The organism is Streptomyces sp. NPDC014623 (assembly GCF_043088245.1).
GTDB lineage: Bacteria > Actinomycetota > Actinomycetes > Streptomycetales > Streptomycetaceae > Streptomyces.
The window spans coordinates 113,907-132,525 of sequence record NZ_JBIBZU010000019.1; the positions used below are offsets into that span (position 1 = coordinate 113,907).

At 71.2% G+C, this 18,619-nt stretch carries 13 protein-coding genes and 3 pseudogenes; 10 read left to right on the top strand and 6 right to left on the bottom strand.

What is annotated here, in order from left to right; genetic code table 11:
* The first annotated feature begins 659 nt into the window (after positions 1 to 659).
* The 4 genes from panD (at position 660) to ACF1FZ_RS27160 (ending at position 6,065) form a co-directional block, all read left to right on the top strand.
* Entirely contained in the window at positions 660 to 1,085 is a 426-nt protein-coding gene (panD, locus tag ACF1FZ_RS27145; protein ID WP_391776012.1) for an aspartate 1-decarboxylase, read from the top strand.
* A gap of 1,190 nt (positions 1,086 to 2,275) precedes the next feature.
* A complete protein-coding gene (locus ACF1FZ_RS27150) occupies positions 2,276 to 4,087 on the top strand; it encodes a protein kinase (RefSeq protein ID WP_391776013.1) in 1,812 nt (603 codons plus the stop codon).
* A gap of 298 nt (positions 4,088 to 4,385) precedes the next feature.
* Positions 4,386 to 5,054, top strand: coding sequence for a HEAT repeat domain-containing protein (locus ACF1FZ_RS27155; RefSeq protein WP_391776014.1), 669 nt, complete (start codon positions 4,386 to 4,388; stop codon positions 5,052 to 5,054).
* A 6-nt stretch (positions 5,055 to 5,060) separates the two neighbouring features.
* Positions 5,061 to 6,065 carry a HEAT repeat domain-containing protein gene (locus tag ACF1FZ_RS27160; protein WP_391776015.1) on the top strand — a complete coding sequence of 335 codons (1,005 nt, stop codon included), beginning with the start codon at positions 5,061 to 5,063 and terminating at the stop codon, positions 6,063 to 6,065.
* A gap of 102 nt (positions 6,066 to 6,167) precedes the next feature.
* Here the strand turns inward: ACF1FZ_RS27160 and ACF1FZ_RS27165 are convergent, their stop codons facing one another.
* The gene (locus ACF1FZ_RS27165) at positions 6,168 to 8,000 is read right to left on the bottom strand and encodes an ABC transporter ATP-binding protein (RefSeq protein ID WP_391776016.1); all 1,833 of its coding nucleotides are present in this window, start codon (positions 7,998 to 8,000) and stop codon (positions 6,168 to 6,170) included.
* 375 nt (positions 8,001 to 8,375) lie between these two features.
* On the bottom strand, positions 8,376 to 8,852 hold the full coding sequence (locus ACF1FZ_RS27170; RefSeq protein ID WP_391776017.1) for a DUF5709 domain-containing protein: 477 nt from the start codon (positions 8,850 to 8,852) through the stop codon (positions 8,376 to 8,378).
* Positions 8,853 to 9,656: 804 nt separating this feature from the next.
* Between ACF1FZ_RS27170 and ACF1FZ_RS27175 the strand changes: the two genes are divergently transcribed.
* Entirely contained in the window at positions 9,657 to 11,129 is a 1,473-nt protein-coding gene (locus ACF1FZ_RS27175; protein WP_391776018.1) for a UDP-N-acetylmuramoyl-L-alanyl-D-glutamate--2,6-diaminopimelate ligase, read from the top strand.
* Positions 11,130 to 11,187: 58 nt separating this feature from the next.
* Here the strand turns inward: ACF1FZ_RS27175 and ACF1FZ_RS27180 are convergent, their stop codons facing one another.
* Together ACF1FZ_RS27180 and ACF1FZ_RS27185 are read right to left on the bottom strand one after the other, a co-directional pair.
* Positions 11,188 to 12,189, bottom strand: a complete 1,002-nt coding sequence (locus tag ACF1FZ_RS27180) for a GlxA family transcriptional regulator (RefSeq protein WP_391776019.1) — start codon at positions 12,187 to 12,189, stop codon at positions 11,188 to 11,190.
* Positions 12,186 to 12,833 (bottom strand): HD domain-containing protein, encoded by a 648-nt coding sequence (locus ACF1FZ_RS27185; RefSeq protein WP_391776020.1) that lies wholly within the window; start codon positions 12,831 to 12,833, stop codon positions 12,186 to 12,188. Before ACF1FZ_RS27185 ends, ACF1FZ_RS27180 begins: the two co-directional genes overlap by 4 nt.
* Positions 12,834 to 13,109: 276 nt before the next feature.
* Here ACF1FZ_RS27185 and ACF1FZ_RS27190 point away from each other — a divergent pair.
* From ACF1FZ_RS27190 to ACF1FZ_RS27205, 4 genes and pseudogenes are all read left to right on the top strand, one after another.
* A pseudogene (locus ACF1FZ_RS27190) lies at positions 13,110 to 13,481 on the top strand (carboxylesterase family protein); the annotation flags it as partial.
* Positions 13,417 to 13,734 carry a hypothetical protein gene (locus ACF1FZ_RS27195; RefSeq protein ID WP_391776033.1) on the top strand — a complete coding sequence of 106 codons (318 nt, stop codon included), beginning with the start codon at positions 13,417 to 13,419 and terminating at the stop codon, positions 13,732 to 13,734. The pseudogene ACF1FZ_RS27190 and the gene ACF1FZ_RS27195, both read left to right, overlap by 65 nt.
* 177 nt (positions 13,735 to 13,911) lie before the next feature.
* Positions 13,912 to 15,042: a S1 family peptidase gene (locus ACF1FZ_RS27200; RefSeq protein WP_391776031.1), complete on the top strand. Its 1,131-nt coding sequence runs from the start codon at positions 13,912 to 13,914 to the stop codon at positions 15,040 to 15,042.
* A gap of 141 nt (positions 15,043 to 15,183) precedes the next feature.
* Positions 15,184 to 15,401 (top strand): annotated as a pseudogene (locus ACF1FZ_RS27205) (hypothetical protein); the annotation flags it as partial.
* 361 nt (positions 15,402 to 15,762) lie between these two features.
* On the opposite strand, the gene ACF1FZ_RS27210 reads toward ACF1FZ_RS27205, so the two are convergent.
* Both ACF1FZ_RS27210 and ACF1FZ_RS27215 read right to left on the bottom strand, forming a co-directional pair.
* The gene (locus tag ACF1FZ_RS27210) at positions 15,763 to 16,143 is read right to left on the bottom strand and encodes a hypothetical protein (protein WP_391776021.1); all 381 of its coding nucleotides are present in this window, start codon (positions 16,141 to 16,143) and stop codon (positions 15,763 to 15,765) included.
* A gap of 130 nt (positions 16,144 to 16,273) precedes the next feature.
* Positions 16,274 to 16,987 (bottom strand): annotated as a pseudogene (locus tag ACF1FZ_RS27215) (family 1 glycosylhydrolase); the annotation flags it as partial.
* A 230-nt stretch (positions 16,988 to 17,217) separates the two neighbouring features.
* On the opposite strand from ACF1FZ_RS27215, the gene ACF1FZ_RS27220 reads away from it, so the two are divergent.
* Positions 17,218 to 18,549 carry an ROK family protein gene (locus tag ACF1FZ_RS27220; RefSeq protein WP_391776022.1) on the top strand — a complete coding sequence of 444 codons (1,332 nt, stop codon included), beginning with the start codon at positions 17,218 to 17,220 and terminating at the stop codon, positions 18,547 to 18,549.
* Positions 18,550 to 18,619: the final 70 nt, after the last annotated feature.

The following is an 18,619-nucleotide window of genomic DNA, read 5'->3' on the forward strand; positions in this document are numbered from 1 at the left end:
CCTTGCCCGACGACTATGTACTGAAGGCTCTGACACCCCTGCCTGGCACGTTCGGTGTGCGCGACTACGAGAAGCCGAGCGGCTCGCTCAGGGCCGGGGCCTCCGACCTATTCGACAGGTGTCAGTTCGACGGCGTCAGGGGGACTGTAAAACCTGCTGGGGTGGCAGTCGTCCCCCCGGGGCAGCCGAGGATCGCAGCGTCCTGCGCCACTGGGAAGCGCCGGCTGGCGACGTGCTGGCGGTTGCCCTCCGGGGCGACCGGGGATCACAAACGCAAGATCACGTTATTAGCCTCGCGCTTCATGAAAGCGCGAGGCTAGCGTCGCGCGGTTTGGCGTCTGGCGCTGGGCGTCGACCGGGCGAGAGGCCAGGTCGTGCGGGCGCGCATGACGGCACCGGACGTTGCTGCAGCGGGCCCGGGGCTCGTACTCGGCCGGGAGGCTGAGTGCCTGCACCGTGTGCTCCCTCGAAGTATGTGAGGCGGCCGGCGCAAGCCTCACGAAGCGACTGACGGTGCGTCAGAAAAGTCAGCATTGGGTCAGCATTGGTACTGAAAAACCTGCTGACCCCTGCCCGAACCTGCGACTGGTTGTAATCTGGACGCACCGCCCTTGACCTGCAAATACGCAGGCAGGGAGCCTAGTGGACGGAGCGCCCTCGTGATGCGTACAATGTTCAAGTCCAAGATCCACCGAGCCACCGTGACCCAGGCCGACCTGCACTACGTGGGATCCGTGACGGTCGACGCCGACCTGATGGACGCCGCGGATCTGCTGCCCGGCGAGCTCGTGCACATCGTGGACATCGACAACGGTGCCCGCCTCGAGACGTACGTCATCGAGGGGGAGCGCGGCTCCGGTGTCATCGGGATCAACGGCGCTGCGGCCCACCTCGTACACCCCGGTGACCTGGTCATTCTCATCAGCTATGCCCAGGTCGACGACGCCGAGGCCCGCGCGCTGGTGCCGAGCGTCGTGCACGTCGACGCGGGGAACCGCATCATCGCTCTGGGAGCCGACGCATCCGCCCCCGTGCCGGGCACCCGGACCGAGCGCAGCCCGCAGGCGGTCCCCGCGCGGAGCTGATCCGCCCGAGTGCCCGCCGTACGGGGGAGTGCTCGCCACGGCGGCGGAGAGTGACACCGCGGTGGAGATACGGGACGACGGCGTGCGAGGGTGACGTGGCCGCGGGGTACATGGCGTAGTTCGCGATGTACCCCGAGCCCGTTGCTCTCGTACGCCGCGCACGCCGTTGTCGATCCCGGGCCCGAGGGCGGTGCCGGCGTCCTCGCGCGGGAGTTCTACGCTAGGGCGGCCCGCGAGGAAGCTCTCGTCGTGCCCCCGGCCAGTGGGCCCGGCGTCATCCTGGGACAGGCTCCGCGGCCCCGGGAGAACTGTGCGCGGCGCCGAACGGAGGTTCGGCTCGCACCCCGTGCTGTTCCGAGGGCGCCCCGGGCCGGAGGATCCTGGTAACAGGAGTCGCGGAGCCCACGTGTGGACTCGGCAGGCGAGGGCAGCCGCACGGGGAGACGGTGGAGATGAGATCCACTCGTCCTGTCCGTCGCAGTTGGAGGACCGAGATGACGCACCCGAATCCCGACCCCGTACCGCCCGCGCCGACGCCCCCGCCCGTGCCCGGGCCGCCGACACCGGTGCCCTCCCCGCCGCCCGTACCGCCAGGTCCTGTGCCGCCCGGCCCCGCGCCCGACCCGATTCCGCAGCCGCCGGACCCGAACCCCGAGCCGGTACCCGAGCCGGAGCCCTCGCCCCAGCCGGCGGGATGAGCCGGAGACTCCCCGGGGACGCCCGTAGAGTCCCTGGGGGCGTCGGCGTGACTCAGCCCGCTCTCCGCCGCTGAGTCCGGTGACTGCGCCTCGCGTGTCGTGGCGGCGCGCAGTCCGCCGGGCTCCCGGGCGTGGGCCGTGATGCCCCCGGTGAGCAGCACGGCCCGGTGACGCGGTCACCGCCCCGGAGCCCGTGGAGCGGACTTGTCCGGCCGCCGTTCGGCCCGCAGCCGTCGTAGCGCGGGAGCACAGGGGCGGAATCCGGAGCCGGCGTGACCTGCCGGACGCGGAGTCCCAGGTGCCGCCTCGTCGGTGGGCTCCGGCATTCGACGATTCCCCGTGGTTCCTGCTCAGGCGTGCGGCAGGACCGGCTGATCCGTAGCGGAACCGTTGCGCGACACGACGAAGGCGACGGAGGGAAGTCGGTACGCTCCCCCTTGGCTTCGCGGCTCCGGCAGGGGCCGAACTGCCGAGACCAGGGGATGGTTCATCATGAGCAGCACACCTTCCGCCCACCTTTTCAAGCCGCTCCAGGAGGGCGATCCGGCTGTCGTGGGCGGTTATCGCCTGGCGGCCGTACTGGGCACGGGTGGCATGGGCAAGGTGTACCTCTCCCACACGCCGGGCGGCCGGCCCATCGCGCTCAAGGTGATCCGGCCCGAGTTCAGCGAGGACCCCGAGTTCCGGCGGCGGTTCAAGCAGGAGGTCCACGCCGCGCAACGGGTGCAGGGTCTGTACACGGCGCCGGTCATCGACTCCGACACCGACGGTCCTCAGCCCTGGCTCGCCACCGCCTATGTACCGGGCCCCTCTCTCGCGCACGCCGTGGCCCAGCACGGTGGGCTGCCACTGCGCAGCGTGCTGCTGCTGACCGTGGGAGTCGCCGAGGCGCTCCATGTGATCCATGGCGCGGGCATCGTCCACCGCGACCTGAAGCCCGCCAACGTGCTCCTGGCCTCCGACGGCCCTCGCGTGATCGACTTCGGTATCGCCCGCGCGGCCGACGCCACCGCACTGACCGGCACCGGCGTCAGCGTGGGCACCCCGGCGTTCATGGCGCCCGAGCAGGCGGCAGCCGGCACGGTCACCCCCGCCACCGACATCTTCGCCCTGGGGCAGATCGCGGCCTTCGGGGCGATCGGCTCTCCCGCCTACGGCGACGGGTCGTCGCACGCGGTGCTCTACCGGATCGTCCACGAGGATCCCGACCTCAGCCGGCTGCCCGCGGAGCTGCTGCCTCTGGTGACCCGCTGCCTCAGTCGTGACCCGGCCGGCCGGCCGGGCCTGACGGAAATCATCGAACTGTGTCACGCGCTGTCGCCCGACGCACTGCGCCAGGGTGAGGACTGGCTGCCGCAGGCGGTCACCGGATCCCTCACCGAACGGCTGCGACTGCCCGAACCGGCGAGGACCCCGCCGCCGCAACCCGCCGTCGCGCCGACACCGACCCAGTTCTCCCCGCGGAATCCGGCGCCGGGTGTGGTGAACCCGTATGCGCCGACAGGGTTCGCCACCCCCTCCGCGCCGACGCAGAGCGCACCGGGAGTCCCAGGGCCGGGGCCGGTGCCACCGCCGGGGCACCCGATGCACCCCCCGCAGGGCCGCCCCACCCCGGCGCCCGGCTACCCGGCACCTTCCGTGCCCGCGCCGGGCCACCACACACCGCTCCCCGTCTCCCAGGCTCCGTACGCGCCCCCGAAGCCGAAGCGGACCGGGCTGATCGTGGCCGCGTCGGTCGTGGGCGCGGTCGTCCTGCTGGGAGTGATCGGTTCCCTGCTGCCGGACGGGACGGGCAAGGACAGCGGGGCCAAGTCCCCCAGCAGTAGCAGCGCCGGCGGTTCGAGCGGCAGCGGCAGCGGCACTTCGGAGGAGGGCCGGAAGAGGGCGGATCCGAAGCCGGTCTCGTACAAGGGCATCGACCTGACGGAGGGCTACGAGATCATGCTCGCCGACAGCCCGCCACGCCCGATCGAGAGCGAGGACGCAGCCTACGGCGACGGAGATCTCTACTTCAACGTCGTGAATTTCCTGGAGGAGTCGGCACTCGGCACCGCCAACGGGAAGTTCGTCCTGCTGAACAACACGCGGCAGGGCTCCCTGGAGACCTGCCGCACGGAGACGCGCTACACCGAGAGGATCGACCTCGACCAGCTCAGCGACGGGTCGGAGATCTGTGTGCTCAGCAACGCCGGCCATGTCGCGGTAGCCACCTACCGCGGCAAGTCGGGCGAGGACGGTCCCGGCTCGTACGTCACCATCGACCTGCAGATCTGGCGCAACGCCGAAGAGGCCGAAGAAGGCTGACCCCCGCGTCCGCATGACCACGCTCGTCCCTGCCTTGACCGAACAACCGGAGAACGCTCCTGAACCGCGCCGATGGGCCCTGTCCAGGGTCCAGCGGGCCACGGAGGGAAACATTCGCCAGAGGGGCAAGCGTCTCGGGCCGTGTCCGCGTCTCCGCCTCGATGACTGGGCTGTTCCAGGCCCCCGGACAAGGCGGGAGACGCCTCGGAGAGGCGTGGGTGTGCGCCTCGCGGAGCGAACACCGCTTGACCTTGACACGGTGAGAGGGTCTTCACTGTGGCCGAGGAGGTGAGCCCCGATGACCATGCCGGAACAGGACACGGATACGAAAAGAGCTCTCCGGAGACTGGGGGACAGCAACTCGTCGGTGAGACTGCGGGCAGCGCTGGCGGCCGGGACGGCCCCTGACCCGCGCTTCGTCGACAAGCTCATCGAGCGATGTGCGATCGAACCCGAGTTCTTCGTACGCGAGATGCTCACATGGGCGCTCACCCGCCACCCGGCGGCAGCGACCGTCCCCGAGCTCATCGAGGAAGTCCGCTCGGAAGGTGCGCAGGCGCGTAGTCAGGCGTTGCACACACTGTCGAAGATCGGGGACCACCGAGCGTGGCCGGTGATCACACGGGCACTGCTGTCCGACGCCGACGACGAGGTGGCACGGAGCGCCTGGCGGGCAGCGGTCGTGCTCGTGCCCGAGGGAGAGGAGCACGAGTTGGCCGCAGTACTGTCGGCACAGTTCGGGCGAGGCGGACGAGATACACAGATGAGCCTCAGCAGGGCGCTGACAGCACTGGGCGAGGTGATCCTGCCGACTCTGCGCGTCGCGATGACGGACGCCGACCCTCGCGTGCGAGCGCACGCGATCGCCACGGAGAAACTGCTGCGTGAGCCGGACACCGGGTTCGAATTCGCGATCGAGGAGGCGAAGCGCATCGTGGCCCTCGACATGATCGGCCAGGAGGGGTGACAGACGGTGCTGATCGGTGAGGTGGCACGGCGGGCCGGGGTCAGCGCCCGTATGCTCAGGCACTACGAATCGCTGGATCTGGTGCGCCCGACGGGTCGCACCGCCGCCGGCTACCGCCGGTACACCGCCGAGGACATCCGGCGGATCTTCCACATCGAGAGCCTGCGATCACTGGGCCTGTCGCTGCGGGACGTGGGACGCGCGCTCGACGAGCCCGGTTTCACGCCCTCGGAGCTCGTCGACGACCTCATCCGCCGGACACGGGAACGCATCGCAGGTGAGACGGAACTGCTCACGCGACTCCGCCGGATCGGTGCCGCGGAACCCGCCGACTGGGAGGACGTCCTCCAGACGACCGCGCTCCTCCAGGCGTTGGGGTCGAAGAGTGCCGGCAGACGCCAGCGTGCGGCCCTCTCCTCGGTCGACGAGGTTCCGGTGCCGGTGGAAGCGCTGGTCGAAGCAGTGCTGAACGAGACGGACCCGAACGTCGCCGGAGCCCTTCGATGGGCTCTCGCACAGGCGGGTGACGGGGGATGGGCTCTCCTGGCGGAGGGGCTCGGCTCACCGGCGGCCGAGGTACGGAAACGGGCCGTGCAGGCCCTCGCCGAGATCCCGGACGACGAGGCGACCGCATTGCTGCGGGGCGCCCTCACGGACCCCGACCCCGTCGTCCGAGGACACGCGGCGCCGGTGCTGGGGGCACGCGGAGTGGCCGAAGCGATCCCGACGCTCCTCGACATGGTTGCCGAGGAGACGAACGCCGTCGACGCGGCCGACGCGTTGAGTGCGCTGGCCGGCCGGCCGGCGACGGCGGAGGTGATCGCCACCAGGCTCGTCGAGCTCCTCGCCCCGGGCACCGCCGGACCGTCCGCGCGCCGACGGCTGGCAGAGGCGCTCGCGGACATCCCGGGGCCCACAGCGTCACGCGCCCTCGCCGGCCTGTCACACGACGAGGACCGGACGGTCGCGCTCACCGCGGCATACGTTCTCGGGCTGCGTGACACGCACTGACAGGTCCCCCCGAGCGACCGGGCACGGGGGGACCCGGGGGTACGTACGGTCCGGCGGAACACCTTCGGCCCCCGGGCCCCGTGTGCTCCGCGTCCGGGGCCCTCACCGCGTCTGTTCGGCCGTGGTGGCGGGAGCACCGGTGGCGGAGTCGACGAGGAAGCCGCCGGACTGGTGGTGCCAGAGCTTGGCGTAGGCACCATCGGTGTGCAGAAGACCGTGATGCGTGCCCTGCTCGATGATGCGGCCGTGATCGAGCACGATGAGGTGGTCCATGGCCGCGACCGTGCTCAGACGATGCGCGACGACCAGCGCGGTGCGGCCTTCCATCAGCTGCCAGAGGGCCTGCTGCACGAGGGTCTCGCTCTCGGAGTCCAGCGCGCTCGTCGCCTCGTCCAGCAGCAGGATCGGTGCGTCGCGCAGGATCGCCCGGGCGAGGGCGACCCGCTGCCGCTGCCCGCCGGAGAGTTTGACGCCGCGTTCCCCGACCATCGTGTCGAAACCCGCCGGGAGCTGGTCGGCGAACTCGGTGACGTGGGCCGTGTCGGCGGCCGCGCGGATCTCGGCGTCGGTGGCGTCCGGGCGGGCGAAGCGGATGTTCTCGCGCAGGGTGCGGTGGAACATGGCCGGCTCCTGGGGGACGTACGCGATCAGGTTCCGCAGGTCGGACTGGCGTAGTCGGCTGATGTCCTGACCGCCGATCAGGATGCGTCCGGATCGGACATCGGCCATCCGCAGCAGCAGCCGGGTGAGTGTGGTCTTGCCACCGCCGGACCGCCCGACGAGGCCGATCCTGGCTCCGCTCGGCACGTCCAGGTCGAGTCCTTCGAAGATCGGATCACCCCCGTCGTGGGCGAAGGTGACGTGCTCGAAGCGGACGGAGGCGTCCTGCGTGTTCAGTGGCTCCGGGGTCGCGGGGTCGAGCACCGTGGGCGGGACGAGGAGCAGCTCGGTGAACTGGGCGGCCTCGGTCATCGAACTCTCGAGACGACGGTAGATCTGATTGAACTCGAACATGATGCGGGTCGAACCGGTGTAGTACGTGAAGGCGACCACGATGGCCTCCACGCCGCCACCGCCGGCGCCGATGCCGACGGCGAGGAGCAGGCCCAGCCCGTTGGTGAGCACCGACAGCGGTGCGACGAGGGTGTCGATGCGCAGATTGCCGTAGTCCCATGAGCGCAGTGTCAGCCGCCGGGACTCCGCGACCCGCGCCCGGTGTTCGGCGGCTTCGCGTTCCTCGGCCGCGAACGCGCGCACGGTGTCCATGTTCATCAGTGCGTCCGAGACATGGCCGGACACCCGGGCGATCGCCTCCTCGCGCCGGTCGACCAGCTTCTGGCGGCGCCGGATGAGAGGCGCCGCGCATACGGCGGTCACCGTGATCATCGTCAGCAGGCCGGCCACCAGCAAGGGATCGTAGCTCCAGAGGATCACCGTGCCGAACAGGAGCGGCGCCAGGCTTCCGACGATGCTGAACGTGAGGGTGTCGACGAACTCCTCGAAGCGTGCGGCGAAACTGAGCACCCTCTTGGTCAGTGATCCGGCGAAGTTGTCCTGGAAGAAGGCGGCGTCCTTCGCGAACAGCTCGTCCATGCCGGTGACGTACAGGTGCTCGATACCTCGGGCGTCGACACGGTTGAGGCAGTGCAGCCCCACCCGCCACAGCGCTTCCGCCAGGAGCAGCACTCCGGCGAACACACCGACGTACGGGAGCGCCTCCCTGACGGCAAGGGCCCCGTCCTCGGAGATCCGGCCGACGAGTTTGGCGACGACCAGTGGCGCGACATACGTGATCCCTATGTTGCCGAGGGCCGGGAGCAGGAGCGCGGGGACGGAGAGGCCCCGCTGACGGGACAGCTCCCGCAGGTAGTGGCGAAGGGCGAGCCGGACCGGCCCCTTGTCCGCTTCGGTGCCGTGAGACTGCTGCGATCCCATGCCGACCTCATGTCGTTTCGCGGGCAGTTGCTCCGGATGCCACTGCCGGCGGCAGGTCTGCGCCCCGAAGACGCAGCACCGTGCCGGGCAGAGTGCTCGCCGCACGTCCGCGGCAAGCGGTCCGGGAGGAAGAGTCTTCCGTGGCCGACGGTCGGCGTCCAAGCGTTTTCAGGGGCACGGGCAGCACAGCGGCGCGTTCCGGCCTGCACGTCCACGTACCTCGCGCCGCGGGCGCACATGCGTGCACGGTGCTGGGCCCTGCGGGCACCGACCGCACTCGCGGCGGGGCCACACGCGCCGCACTCCCGCGTGAGCGCGCGGGTGGGCGCCAGAAGCGGGGAGCCGACGGAAGTGCGCGTTCCGGGGACGGCTCGTTCAGAGCGCCGGTTCCCACCCGAACAGGTTCTGCTCCTCGGGGATGAGGTGCATGGCCGCTTCCTCGGCGGACGCCGCCGCGCCGTCGATGCCGACGTCCTGGGCGGTGAGTGTGGAGGGCACGTGCCCGTCGCCCCCCTGAGTGAGCCTGCCTGCGCGGCCGGTTCCCGCTTCCGTGTCGTAGAACTCCCCGTCACCGCCCGCCGGATCTTCAAGACCACCGCCGGCAGGGTCGGCGTTCTCCGGGACCTCCCGGGTCAGGCGGCTGTCGAGAGATTCGCCCGCGTGTTGTTCAGCAGCGGTCGTGCCCTGGTCGTCGACCACCCAGGGCCGGTCCGGCGGGGAGTAGCCCTCGTCCAGGACGTCGGCGATCCCGGACGCGTCCAGGGTGTCTCCCGGTTCCAGCAGGTCATCGGGGTCCGATGCCTCCGGCTCCTGAGGCTGGTAGACGTCATCCCCCCGGTCGCTGTCAGTCATGGCGCATCCCTTTCTCCGGGTCCCCTGAATGTAATTCCACTCCGGTCGGGCGAGGGGCGCAACGGAAGCCGGCTCGCTGATGCCGGTGGCCGGGAGCTGGGTGGGGGAGACGGGCAGGCTGCTGCCACCTCCTGCGGTGAACTGCGGCGTGCGGCCCTCGCCGGAGCGTTCCTGACGCAGCCCCGGGCACCGGTCTGCGACGAGAGCGCCCCGTGCACTCGGTCCCGTCACCAGACGCTCCCTGCTCGGCCTGCTCGCCGCGCTGATCCGACGGCAGGACGCTCCGGCTGCCGTCCTGACCACGCACGAGCTCGGCACCGCGGCGCCGGCGACGCGTGTGGGCGTGCCGGGCCCGGGAGAGGTGGTCGAGGAGGGCCCGCGGAACAGACCCTGCCCGTCCCCCGGCACCCGTTCACGGCCGCACCGCTCGAAGCCTCACAGAGAGGGGGGCGGGGGCCGACGTACGCCCCTGAGCGGAATCCGGACCGTCCGCGCGGACGTACACTCGGCTCCATGGACGACACCGGTGTCACGGGGCAGGGCCTGCACCAGGCCGTTTCCGGTGCGCCCGCGAGCTGCCGCGCCGTCCTGCACGGACACGGCTAGCGGCCTCCAGCGCTCCGCCACCGGTCCGGACGACGCCGGCCTGCCCGTCCGCCGCGCTTCCGCGCCTCACGTGACCACGGTGCGTACTGCTTCCACACCGCACACGCCCGACCTCACCACCGTTGCTTCGGCGCACCGCCGTCGCGGCGTTCCGGCGACGGCCGCATCACGGCTCGAGCCACCCTCGAAGGGACCACCTTGAAGCTGAGCGAGCTGCTGACCGGACATGACCACCGCATCCTCCAGGGAGACCCGGAGAAGACGTGCATCACCGCCGGGACGGCTTTCGACGTGGACCGGGTGGCACCGGGATCGCTGTACATCGCCGTGCCGGGACACCCCGAGGGCGGCCCGGACGTGGTCGCCCCTGCGCTCGCCCGGGGCGCCGCGGCGGTTCTCGTGGAGTACGGCTGCGCGTTGCCCACGACGGCGGATGACACCTGTGTCGTGGAGGTGCCGGACGCCCGGATCGCGGCCGCCGTCGTCGCCTCGCGCTACTACGGCGAGCCGGGGCGGCGGATGAACATGGTGGCGATCACCGGCACCAACGGGAAGACCTCCGTCTCGTACATGGTCGAGTCCGTGCTGCGGATCTCCGAGGGGGTGAGGGCCGGGGTCATCGGCACGGCCGGGAGCCGCGTCGGCGACGAGTTGATCCCCATGCCCCGGTCGGTACTGACCACTCCGGAATCTCCCGACCTGCAGTATCTGCTGGGGTGCATGCGCGACCGCGGGGCGGGCACCGTGGTGCTGGAGGCAACGTCCATGGGCCTGCTGACGCACCGGGTCGACCGTACCTTCGTCGACGTCGGGGTCTTCACCAACCTGAGCCAGGACCACCTGGACGACCACGGGACGATGGACAACTACCGGGACGCCAAACTCCGGCTCTTCCAAGGGCTGTGCGGGCACGCCGTGGTCAACGCGGACGATCCGGTGAGTGCCCGTATCGAGGCGGTGATGCCGGGCGCGGTCACCACGTACGCCCTTGACACCGAGGCCGACTACCGGGCCACCGACCTGGTCGTCGACGCCTCGGGCACCCGCTTCACGCTGCACCACGACGGCCGCAAGTACCCGGCCGCCATCTCCGCGCCCGGCAGGTTCTCCGTGTCCAACGCGCTGGCCACGGTGGCGGCCTGTCACACCCTGGGCCACGGCCTGCCGGGGCTGGTCGCCGCGCTCGAACGGATGCCGCAGATCCCGGGCCGGTTCGAACGTTTCACGACCACCGACGGCACCTCGGTGATCGTGGACTACGCCCATTCCCCGGACTCGCTGAACAAGGTGCTCAGCACCATCCGCGGTTTCGCCCGTGCCGAGGTCATCACCGTCTTCGGCTGCGGCGGGGACCGGGACACCACCAAGCGCGCGGAGATGGGGACGATCGCCGGAACACACTCCGACCTGTGCGTTCTGACCTCGGACAACCCGCGCAACGAGGATCCGGAGGCGATCCTGGACCAGGTGGCCCCGGGCATCGCGGAGACCGGCACGCCGTACGAACGCTTCGTCGACCGCCGCCAGGCCATCGCCTTCGCACTGTCGGCGGCCGGGCCGAAGGACATCGTCCTGATCGCAGGCAAGGGCAGCGAGCCCTACCAGATCGTCGGTGAGGCGCTCCTGCCGTTCAGCGACATGGCCACCGTGCGGGAACTCGCCGGGAGCTGACCTCGGGGAACGGGCCGTTCCGGCCCGGAGCGGGACGCGCCCGCGCCCTTCGGAGCCCTCAGACCCGGGGGCCACTGCCGGGTACCGCCGTCGTACGGAACCGTGCTCGGTAGGCGGTGGGCGACACCCCCAGCACGTGCTGGAACGCCCTCCGCATCGTCTCCGCGGAGCCGAACCCCGCCCCCTCGGCCACCGAGTCCACCGGGTCGTTTCCTCCGGCGAGCAGGGCCTGTGCCGCCTCCAGGCGCACGGACTCGACGTACTGGCCGGGGGTCACCCCCGCCTCCGCGCGGAAGAGCCTCCCCAGATGACGGGCACTGACTCCCGCGCCACGGGCGAGGGTCTCCACATCGTGCCGCGCTCCCGGGTCGGCGCCCACGGCGTCCATCACCCGGCGGACGACGGGATGACCGGGTTCACGCGGCGCGAGCCGCGCGCTGAACTGGGACTGGCCGCCCGGCCGCGCCATGAACACGACCAATTCCCTGGCCACGGAACGGGCGACGTCCGCGCCGTGGTCCTGCTCGACGAGCGCCAGAGCGAGATCCATGCCGGCCGTGACCCCCGCCGAAGTGATGACGTCTCCGTCGCGTACGAAGACGGGGTCGCCCTCGACCGACACCGCGGGGTAGGCGGCGGCCAGTTCCCCGGCCAGCCGCCAGTGTGTCGCGGCCCGGCGGCCGTCGAGGAGCCCGGCCTCCGCCAGGAGGAACGCGCCCGCGCAGACCGAGGCCGTCCGCCCGGCGCGCCCGGCCAGTTCCCGTACCCGGCCCACCAGTTCCCGGTCGGCCACAACCTGCCGCCACTCACGGCGGCCCGGGACGAGCAGCGTCCCGGGACGAGGAGGAAGGCTCTCCAGCGGGCCGTCCACCCCGATCCTGACCCCTGCGGACGTCCGGACATCCTCACCCGTGAGGGAGACGGTCCGGACCAGGTAACGGGCGCCGTACGCGTTGGCCGTCGTGAACACCTCGGCGGGCCCGGTGACATCGAGCAGCTGTACGCCGTCGAACGCCACCACCGCGACCACATGTGCCGGGCCCCCCGGCAGGGACGTCACTCCGGCCACGGTGAGTCCAGAATCGTACGGACGAAGTCCCCACGCTCGAAGCCGGGAACGCAGTGCTGGAGCACATCGGCCTTGACATTGCCGAAAGCGGTCTCCGGTTTCGGGCGGATCCCCTCGGTGAACGCGGCCAGGATCCGCCGTTTGAAGTCCGGCCGCGGATGGAGCGCGACGATCGCGGCCCGGTCCGCGTCGGAGACGTCCTCGTATCCGATGCCGAGCACGTCGTACTCCACACCGGCCGTCACCAGTGCCACCTCGGGTTCCATGAAGGCGGGGATGCCCGGTGTGGTGTGCAGGGCGATCGCCGTCCACACCCGCCGCACGCTGTCCTCGGGCACGTCGTGCGACCGCAGGAACCGGCGAGCCTCGTCCGCGCTGTCCACCTCGAAGCGCCTGCCACTGGTGTGGAAGCGCTCTCCGAGCCCGAGGTCGTGGAACATGGCCCCGATGTAGAGCAGTTCCGGGTCGCAGGAGAGATCGCGCACCCGGCCCTGCAGAGCGCCGAAGAAGAACACCCGGCGCGAGTGGTGGTAGACGAGCTCGTCGGTCACGTCCCGCACCAGTGCGGTCGCCTCGGCGGCGAGTTTCGTGTCCGGTACCTGCACACCGGCCGTCGGCGAGTAGTCGGTCGTCATGATGTCACCCGAGGTCTCGTGGACGGGCCGGGTGCTCCGGCCCTTGTCACTCCAGGATCCGCGCCGGGGCGCCGTGCCGCCATGGCCGGAGGGCCGTACATCCCACAGATCCGGACAGGCGCCGCTTCGGAACGGGAAGAGGCGCCTCCAGCCATTCACCTCGCGACCGCGTCAGTCGTCGCGGTCCCGGTGTTGGCCCAGGGCGCCTCCCCGCTGCGAAGCTGATCACCGTGCCCGTCCGGCCGGGGGCGGGACAGTGGGGGAGCGGGAGTACGGATGACGGTGTTCACGACGCAGAACGGAGCGGTCGCGGGAGCCGCGTCCGTGCACGCCCCCGGAGTGGTCGTGCTGCGCGGGATCCCGTACGCCGCGCCACCGTTCGGCGCCGCCCGGTTCCGGGCACCGCGCCCGGCAGCGGCCTGGGACGGGATCAGGAACTGCGCCTCCTTCGGCCCCGTGGCCCCGCAGTCGGCGCGGCTGCCGGGAGCGCCCGCCTGGTCCCCCGGTGACGAGGACGTCCTCAGCCTCAACATCTGGACGCCCGGGAACGACGGCGACGCGCTGCCCGTACTCGTCTGGGTCCATGGCGGTGCCTGTGTCTTCGGCTCCTCTGCGCAGCCCGACTTCGACCATTCCGTTCGCCTTCGGCACCGTGGACGACGAGAGCGTCCACTTCCTCACCGGAGGGCCTCCCGGCGCCGCGGACCGCGAGCTCTCGTCGCGCATGACGCGCGCGTGGGCGGACTTCGCGGCCACCGGTGATCCCGGCTGGGCACCGATCGACGCGACGGGCAGCCCCGTACGGATCTGGGACACCGCTTCCTCGGAGGTGCCCAGCGGCCGGTGGGACGCGTTCCGTGCACCGTGGCGTGACTCAGGGCTGCCCCTGATCACCCCCTGACCTCCCGCGCCCACCGGGAGACCGGGGGGTGTCATTGGCATGGACCTGCCCGTCGAACTGGACTACAGTCCGTAGGCGATACCTCTGAGAGCGCTCTCAGAAGGCTCTTGGATGCTTCCTGTTCCACCCCCACGATGCTGGAACAACAGAAGGGGCAATCCCTTGAGACATACGACGATGGTGCGGACCGGTCTCTCCGCACTGCTCATCATCGGCGCCTGGGCGACCGCCGGACTCCCCCAGGCCTCGGCCGCCGATTCCCCCTCCGCCGGTCCCCAGGCCTCGGCCGGGATCCTCACGGCCATGCAGCGCGACCTCGGACTGACGAAAAGCCAGGCAGAGACGCGTCTCGCCGCGGAGAAGAGGGCGACAGCGCTGCAGGGAGAGGCGCGCGGTGCGGCCGGGACGTCGTACGGCGGCTCCTGGTTCGACGCGCGCAGCGGCAAACTGACGGTGGCCGTCACGGACAGCGCCAAGGCCGACGCCGTCCGGGCGACCGGGGCGCAGACCCGCGTGGTCGACCACACGGCGCGCGAACTCGACGCCGTCAAGGACGAGCTGGACACACTGTCCGCCCCTGACGGGATCAGCAGCTGGCACGTCGACCCCCGGGCGAACAGCGTCGTGGTGAACGTCGTCGCCTCCGAACTGGACGACAACGATGTCCGCGCGTTCATCGCCGAGGCGCGCGAGGCCGGCCCCGTCACGGTGAAGCAGACCGCCGAGGCCCCGCGGACCTTCGCCGCGGGAACCGTCGGCGGCGACCCCTACTACACCGGCAACGTCCGCTGTTCCATAGGCTTCTCGGTGCACGGCGGCTTCGTCACGGCAGGCCACTGCGGCCAGGCGGGCGGAGCGGTGAGAGGCTGGGACGGCTCGGCCATCGGAAACTTCCAGGGTTCGTCCTTCCCCGGCAACGACTACGCCTGGGTGAACGTGGGCAGCGGCTGGTGGACCGTCCCGGTGGTCCTGGGCTGGGGCACTGTGTCCGACCAGCTGGTCCGTGGCTCCAACGAGGCCCCCATCGGCGCCTCGATCTGCCGCTCGGGTTCCACCACCCACTGGCACTGCGGCAGAGTCCTCGCCAAGAACGAGACCGTGAACTACAGCCAGGGCGCCGTCCATCAGATGACCAAGACCAGCGTATGCGCCGAACCGGGCGACTCCGGCGGCGCGTTCATCAGCGGCGACCAGGCCCAGGGCGTCACGTCGGGCGGCTGGGGCAACTGCAGCGGCGGCGGTGAGACCTGGCACCAGCCCGTCAACGAGATCCTCAACCGCTATGGGCTGACCCTCCACACGGCATGAGGATGACACCGTCGGATCCTGCTGACCCGGCGGAAGCGTGACCGGTCTGCTGCGGCAGCAGGGTGGCCCCCTGCCGCAGCAGACCTCGGCTGCGCATGCCGGACGGGGGAGCGGCGGCACCGGAACGCGAGGTGCGCCGTCCGGACGTGGGTGGAGACCTGCGAGGACCACCCGGGGATACTCATGCGAATGCGGGCAACGAGTCCGTGTCCCGTCCGCGGAACTGCTACAGCGGTGACGCCCTCGAGCAACAACACGACGTGTGCACGACGTTCGTCAACGACATCACGAAGAGGATCCACGCCGTCGATGCCGGCCACCCGGTGACCTCGACCGACGCGTGGACGGGGGCGTGGCCTCCAGACGTCGGACAACGGCCAGGACCGGACCACCGTGCACACCGTCACCCGAGGCAACGGCGGTACCGACGCCACGGGCGAAGCGCGTTACGTGCGGGTGAAAACGCCCGTGCGCGGCACGCCCCGGGGCTGCTCGCTCCACGAGTTCGGCGTCCACCGGAGCCGGCCGCCCGCAGGAGCCGCCGCACCGCCCCGCTCCCCGCCGTCGGTGCGGCCGGGAAGTTCGCGGCGGGCCATGGATCGCCCGTGGCCCGCCGCGGATCCGCGCAGCAGGGCCGGGCGCGGTACCCAGGATGCGAACGCCGGGGGACGGAGCACCACGTCCCGACGCACACCCCTGGCCATGTCTCGACGCGCACCCTCAGAGGGGTCCCTCCGGGCCCTCGTCACCCGAGCTCAGCTCCTCGGCCCGCAGCGCGAGGTCCTGGAGCACATCGGCAGAGGACACGTCCTCCTGACCGGAGTCATGGATCTGGGCGAGCGCAATGAAGGCCAGCGTGAAGGCTCCGACCAACTGTTCGACCGCGCCGCCGACCTCGCGCCCCACCAGGGCGGCCATCTCCTCGACGGTGGCGTCGGAGGGGATCGCGATGTGCGGCATCGTCTCGTTGAGAAGACTCGTCACCATGTTTCCGCCCGCGTCCAGGTCGCCGCCACCCGTGTCCTCTTCGGCATGGCGCTGCATCTCGCCCGCCTCCGTGAGGATGCCGATCACTCGCTTGAGGACTTCACTCTGCTCCATACGGTGAGCATAAGCGCCAGGTCTCCCGTGCCTGACAGCCCACCGGTGGTGTGCCGAACGGCAGGCGCCCCGGATGCCGGCAGGTGGAGTTGCCGGCATCCGGGGGCCCGGACCTGGGCCCGGGAAGGGCTCAGGCCGCCTCGCGCGGCCTGTCGCCCGTGAACTCGCGGATCGGCTCCGCACGGCGCCGCCCGCTGGTCCTGACGGTGCGGCGCTGGGTCGTGTGGTCGACGTGTACCGGACCGAAGCGCTTGCCTCAGCCGTACGCCCACTCGAAGTCGTCCAGGAACGGCCGGGCGAAGTGACCGGCCGGCGGCGCGCCCTTGCCCACGGCACGCGCGCAGACGGCCAGGTGCTCCTCCGGACACCGCGTGCGCTCCGGGCCGTGCACCGAACCGCCGGGCCGGACGGCGTCCTCGTGGGCCGAGCCGTTCTCGGCGACACGGAACCGCCGGGCACCGTACTCCTCGGCGAGGCGCAGCGCCTGCTCCAGGCACTCGGCAGGGACCCCCGACCCACATGGCGGTGTGCCGGGCGCCGGGCGGCTGTGTCTGCCGGGTGCGGGGGACCGGCCTGTGCGCGTCCGCGGTGACGATCTGCCGGAAGCAGTAGTTCGGTCCGAGCCGGTCCAGCGGCGTCGCGACGGTCTCCGGGCCGCCCGGACGCAGAGGTGGTTCCACGCTGTACAGGCCGGGCACGCCCTGCGGGTGACCGCGGCCGCGGACGGGTCCAGCCGCCACCGGTTGATGCGGCTGTCGGCGCGCACGGTGGCGGCCGGATCCGCCGCGCTGCCGCTCACGGGCTCGATCGGGCTGAGGTTGTCGACGATGCCGACACGGGCGTCCGGGTCTTCGGTGACTCGTCGCAGCCGTCGGCTGCGACGGCGGGACGGGGGGAGGATGATCGCTGCCGCGGCTCTGAGCTGACGCATGAAAGGCGGCCCCTATCCGGGGAGGGCGCGGTCCGGGATCCGAACGGCCCTCCCCCCTTTAATTTAAGGCATAATTTAAGAACTGAGAAAAATGCGCGTCAAGGACCGGGGCCGGGGTATGTTGCCGGGGCGAAGGGAGCAACATGGCTGAGCGCAGCAGACGGACGGTGCGTGACCTGCGAAGGGGCAATCGAGCGCGGGTCTTGCAGCGGTTGTACTTCGACGGCCCGCTGAGCCGTCAGGAGCTGGGCCCCGTCACAGGGCTGAGTTCGGGCTCCATCAGCAACGTGGTCGCCGAGCTGGCCTCCGAGGGACTCCTCGAGGAAGCGGGCATCGTCGACTCCGACGGAGGGCGCCCCCGCACGCTGCTGCGGATCGCCCCCGGCGGGGGACTGTTCGTGGGCATCGACATCGGTGAGACCCGGGTGCGCGTCGAACTGTTCGACCTCTCACTGACGGAGCTCGCCCGCACCGACCGCCTGCTGGCCCAGCACGGATACGACGTCGAGCGCATCGTCGGCCATGTCCGCGCGGGTGTCCTCGACGTCCTGCGCGACGCGGGCGCCGACCCCCGCGCGCTGCTCGGCATCGGCATCGGGGTGCCCGGCATCATCGAACGCGGCGCCCCGGAGTCCGCGGGCGGCCCGGGTGCGGTCGTCCACGGCCAGACCATCGGATGGAGCGCCGTTCCCTTCGAGCGGCTGCTCCGCGAGGCCGTGGACGTACCTGAGGAGGTGCCGTTCTTCATCGACAACGGTGCGAAGACCCTGGGCCAGGCCGAGATGTGGTTCGGCGGTGGCCGCGGCGCCGGCACCGCGGCCGTCGCTCTGATCGGCTCGGGAGTGGGCGCGAGCGTCAACCGGGGTGACATCCTCGACGAGGACCTCTCCGACGCGGCCCTGGAGTGGGGGCACACCACGGTGCAACTACGGGGTCGCCGCTGCCGTTGCGGTTCCATAGGCTGCCTGGAGGCATACGCGGGCGCTGAGGCCATGCGCGAGCGCTGGCAGGAGGCGGGCTGTCCGCTGCCTCCGGACGCCGACGACGAGAGCGCCCTCGCCGCACTGCTGGCGGCGGCCTACCCGGGACCCGCCGGCGGCGCTCCGGACCCGGTGGCGGTCTCGATCCTCGACGAGACGGCCGAGTGCCTGGGCGCCGCCCTGGCCGACCTGGTCAATCTCTTCCTGCCGGAACGCGTCCTGCTCGGCGGCTGGGCGGGTCTGCTCATCGGTCCTCATCTGCTCCCGGAGATCCGCCGGTACGCCGGGGAGTACGCGCTCCAGCACGCGGTCGCCCGCACCACGATCGATCTGGGCCACCTGGGCCCGGACGCGGTCACGCTGGGAGCCGCGACTCTGCCCCTGTCCGACTTCCTGGCACGCGGCGGGACCCGTCCCGGGCCGAAGCCCCTCCCGGGCACCACGTCGGCCCGGAACCGCGTGACGCCGGGCCACAGCCGTACTCTGGCAGGCTGAGCGCGCAGGCGGGGGCGACGGGCAGGGAGCGGAACTGTGCTCAGGGCCGCCTGTCGCCAGGTCCTCGGAC

Excerpts from the sequence above, each read along its gene's own strand:
- ACF1FZ_RS27170 (WP_391776017.1), bottom strand. The coding sequence starts at position 8,852 with ATGACTGACAGCGACCGGGGGGATGACGTCTACCAGCCTCAGGAGCCG.
- ACF1FZ_RS27200 (WP_391776031.1), top strand. The coding sequence starts at position 13,912 with ATGGTGCGGACCGGTCTCTCCGCACTGCTCATCATCGGCGCCTGGGCG.
- ACF1FZ_RS27150 (WP_391776013.1), top strand. The coding sequence starts at position 2,276 with ATGAGCAGCACACCTTCCGCCCACCTTTTCAAGCCGCTCCAGGAGGGC.
- ACF1FZ_RS27210 (WP_391776021.1), bottom strand. The coding sequence starts at position 16,143 with ATGGAGCAGAGTGAAGTCCTCAAGCGAGTGATCGGCATCCTCACGGAG.
- ACF1FZ_RS27185 (WP_391776020.1), bottom strand. The coding sequence starts at position 12,833 with ATGACGACCGACTACTCGCCGACGGCCGGTGTGCAGGTACCGGACACG.
- ACF1FZ_RS27155 (WP_391776014.1), top strand. The coding sequence starts at position 4,386 with ATGACCATGCCGGAACAGGACACGGATACGAAAAGAGCTCTCCGGAGA.
- ACF1FZ_RS27220 (WP_391776022.1), top strand. The coding sequence starts at position 17,218 with ATGGCTGAGCGCAGCAGACGGACGGTGCGTGACCTGCGAAGGGGCAAT.
- ACF1FZ_RS27165 (WP_391776016.1), bottom strand. The coding sequence starts at position 8,000 with ATGGGATCGCAGCAGTCTCACGGCACCGAAGCGGACAAGGGGCCGGTC.
- ACF1FZ_RS27195 (WP_391776033.1), top strand. The coding sequence starts at position 13,417 with ATGGCGGTGCCTGTGTCTTCGGCTCCTCTGCGCAGCCCGACTTCGACC.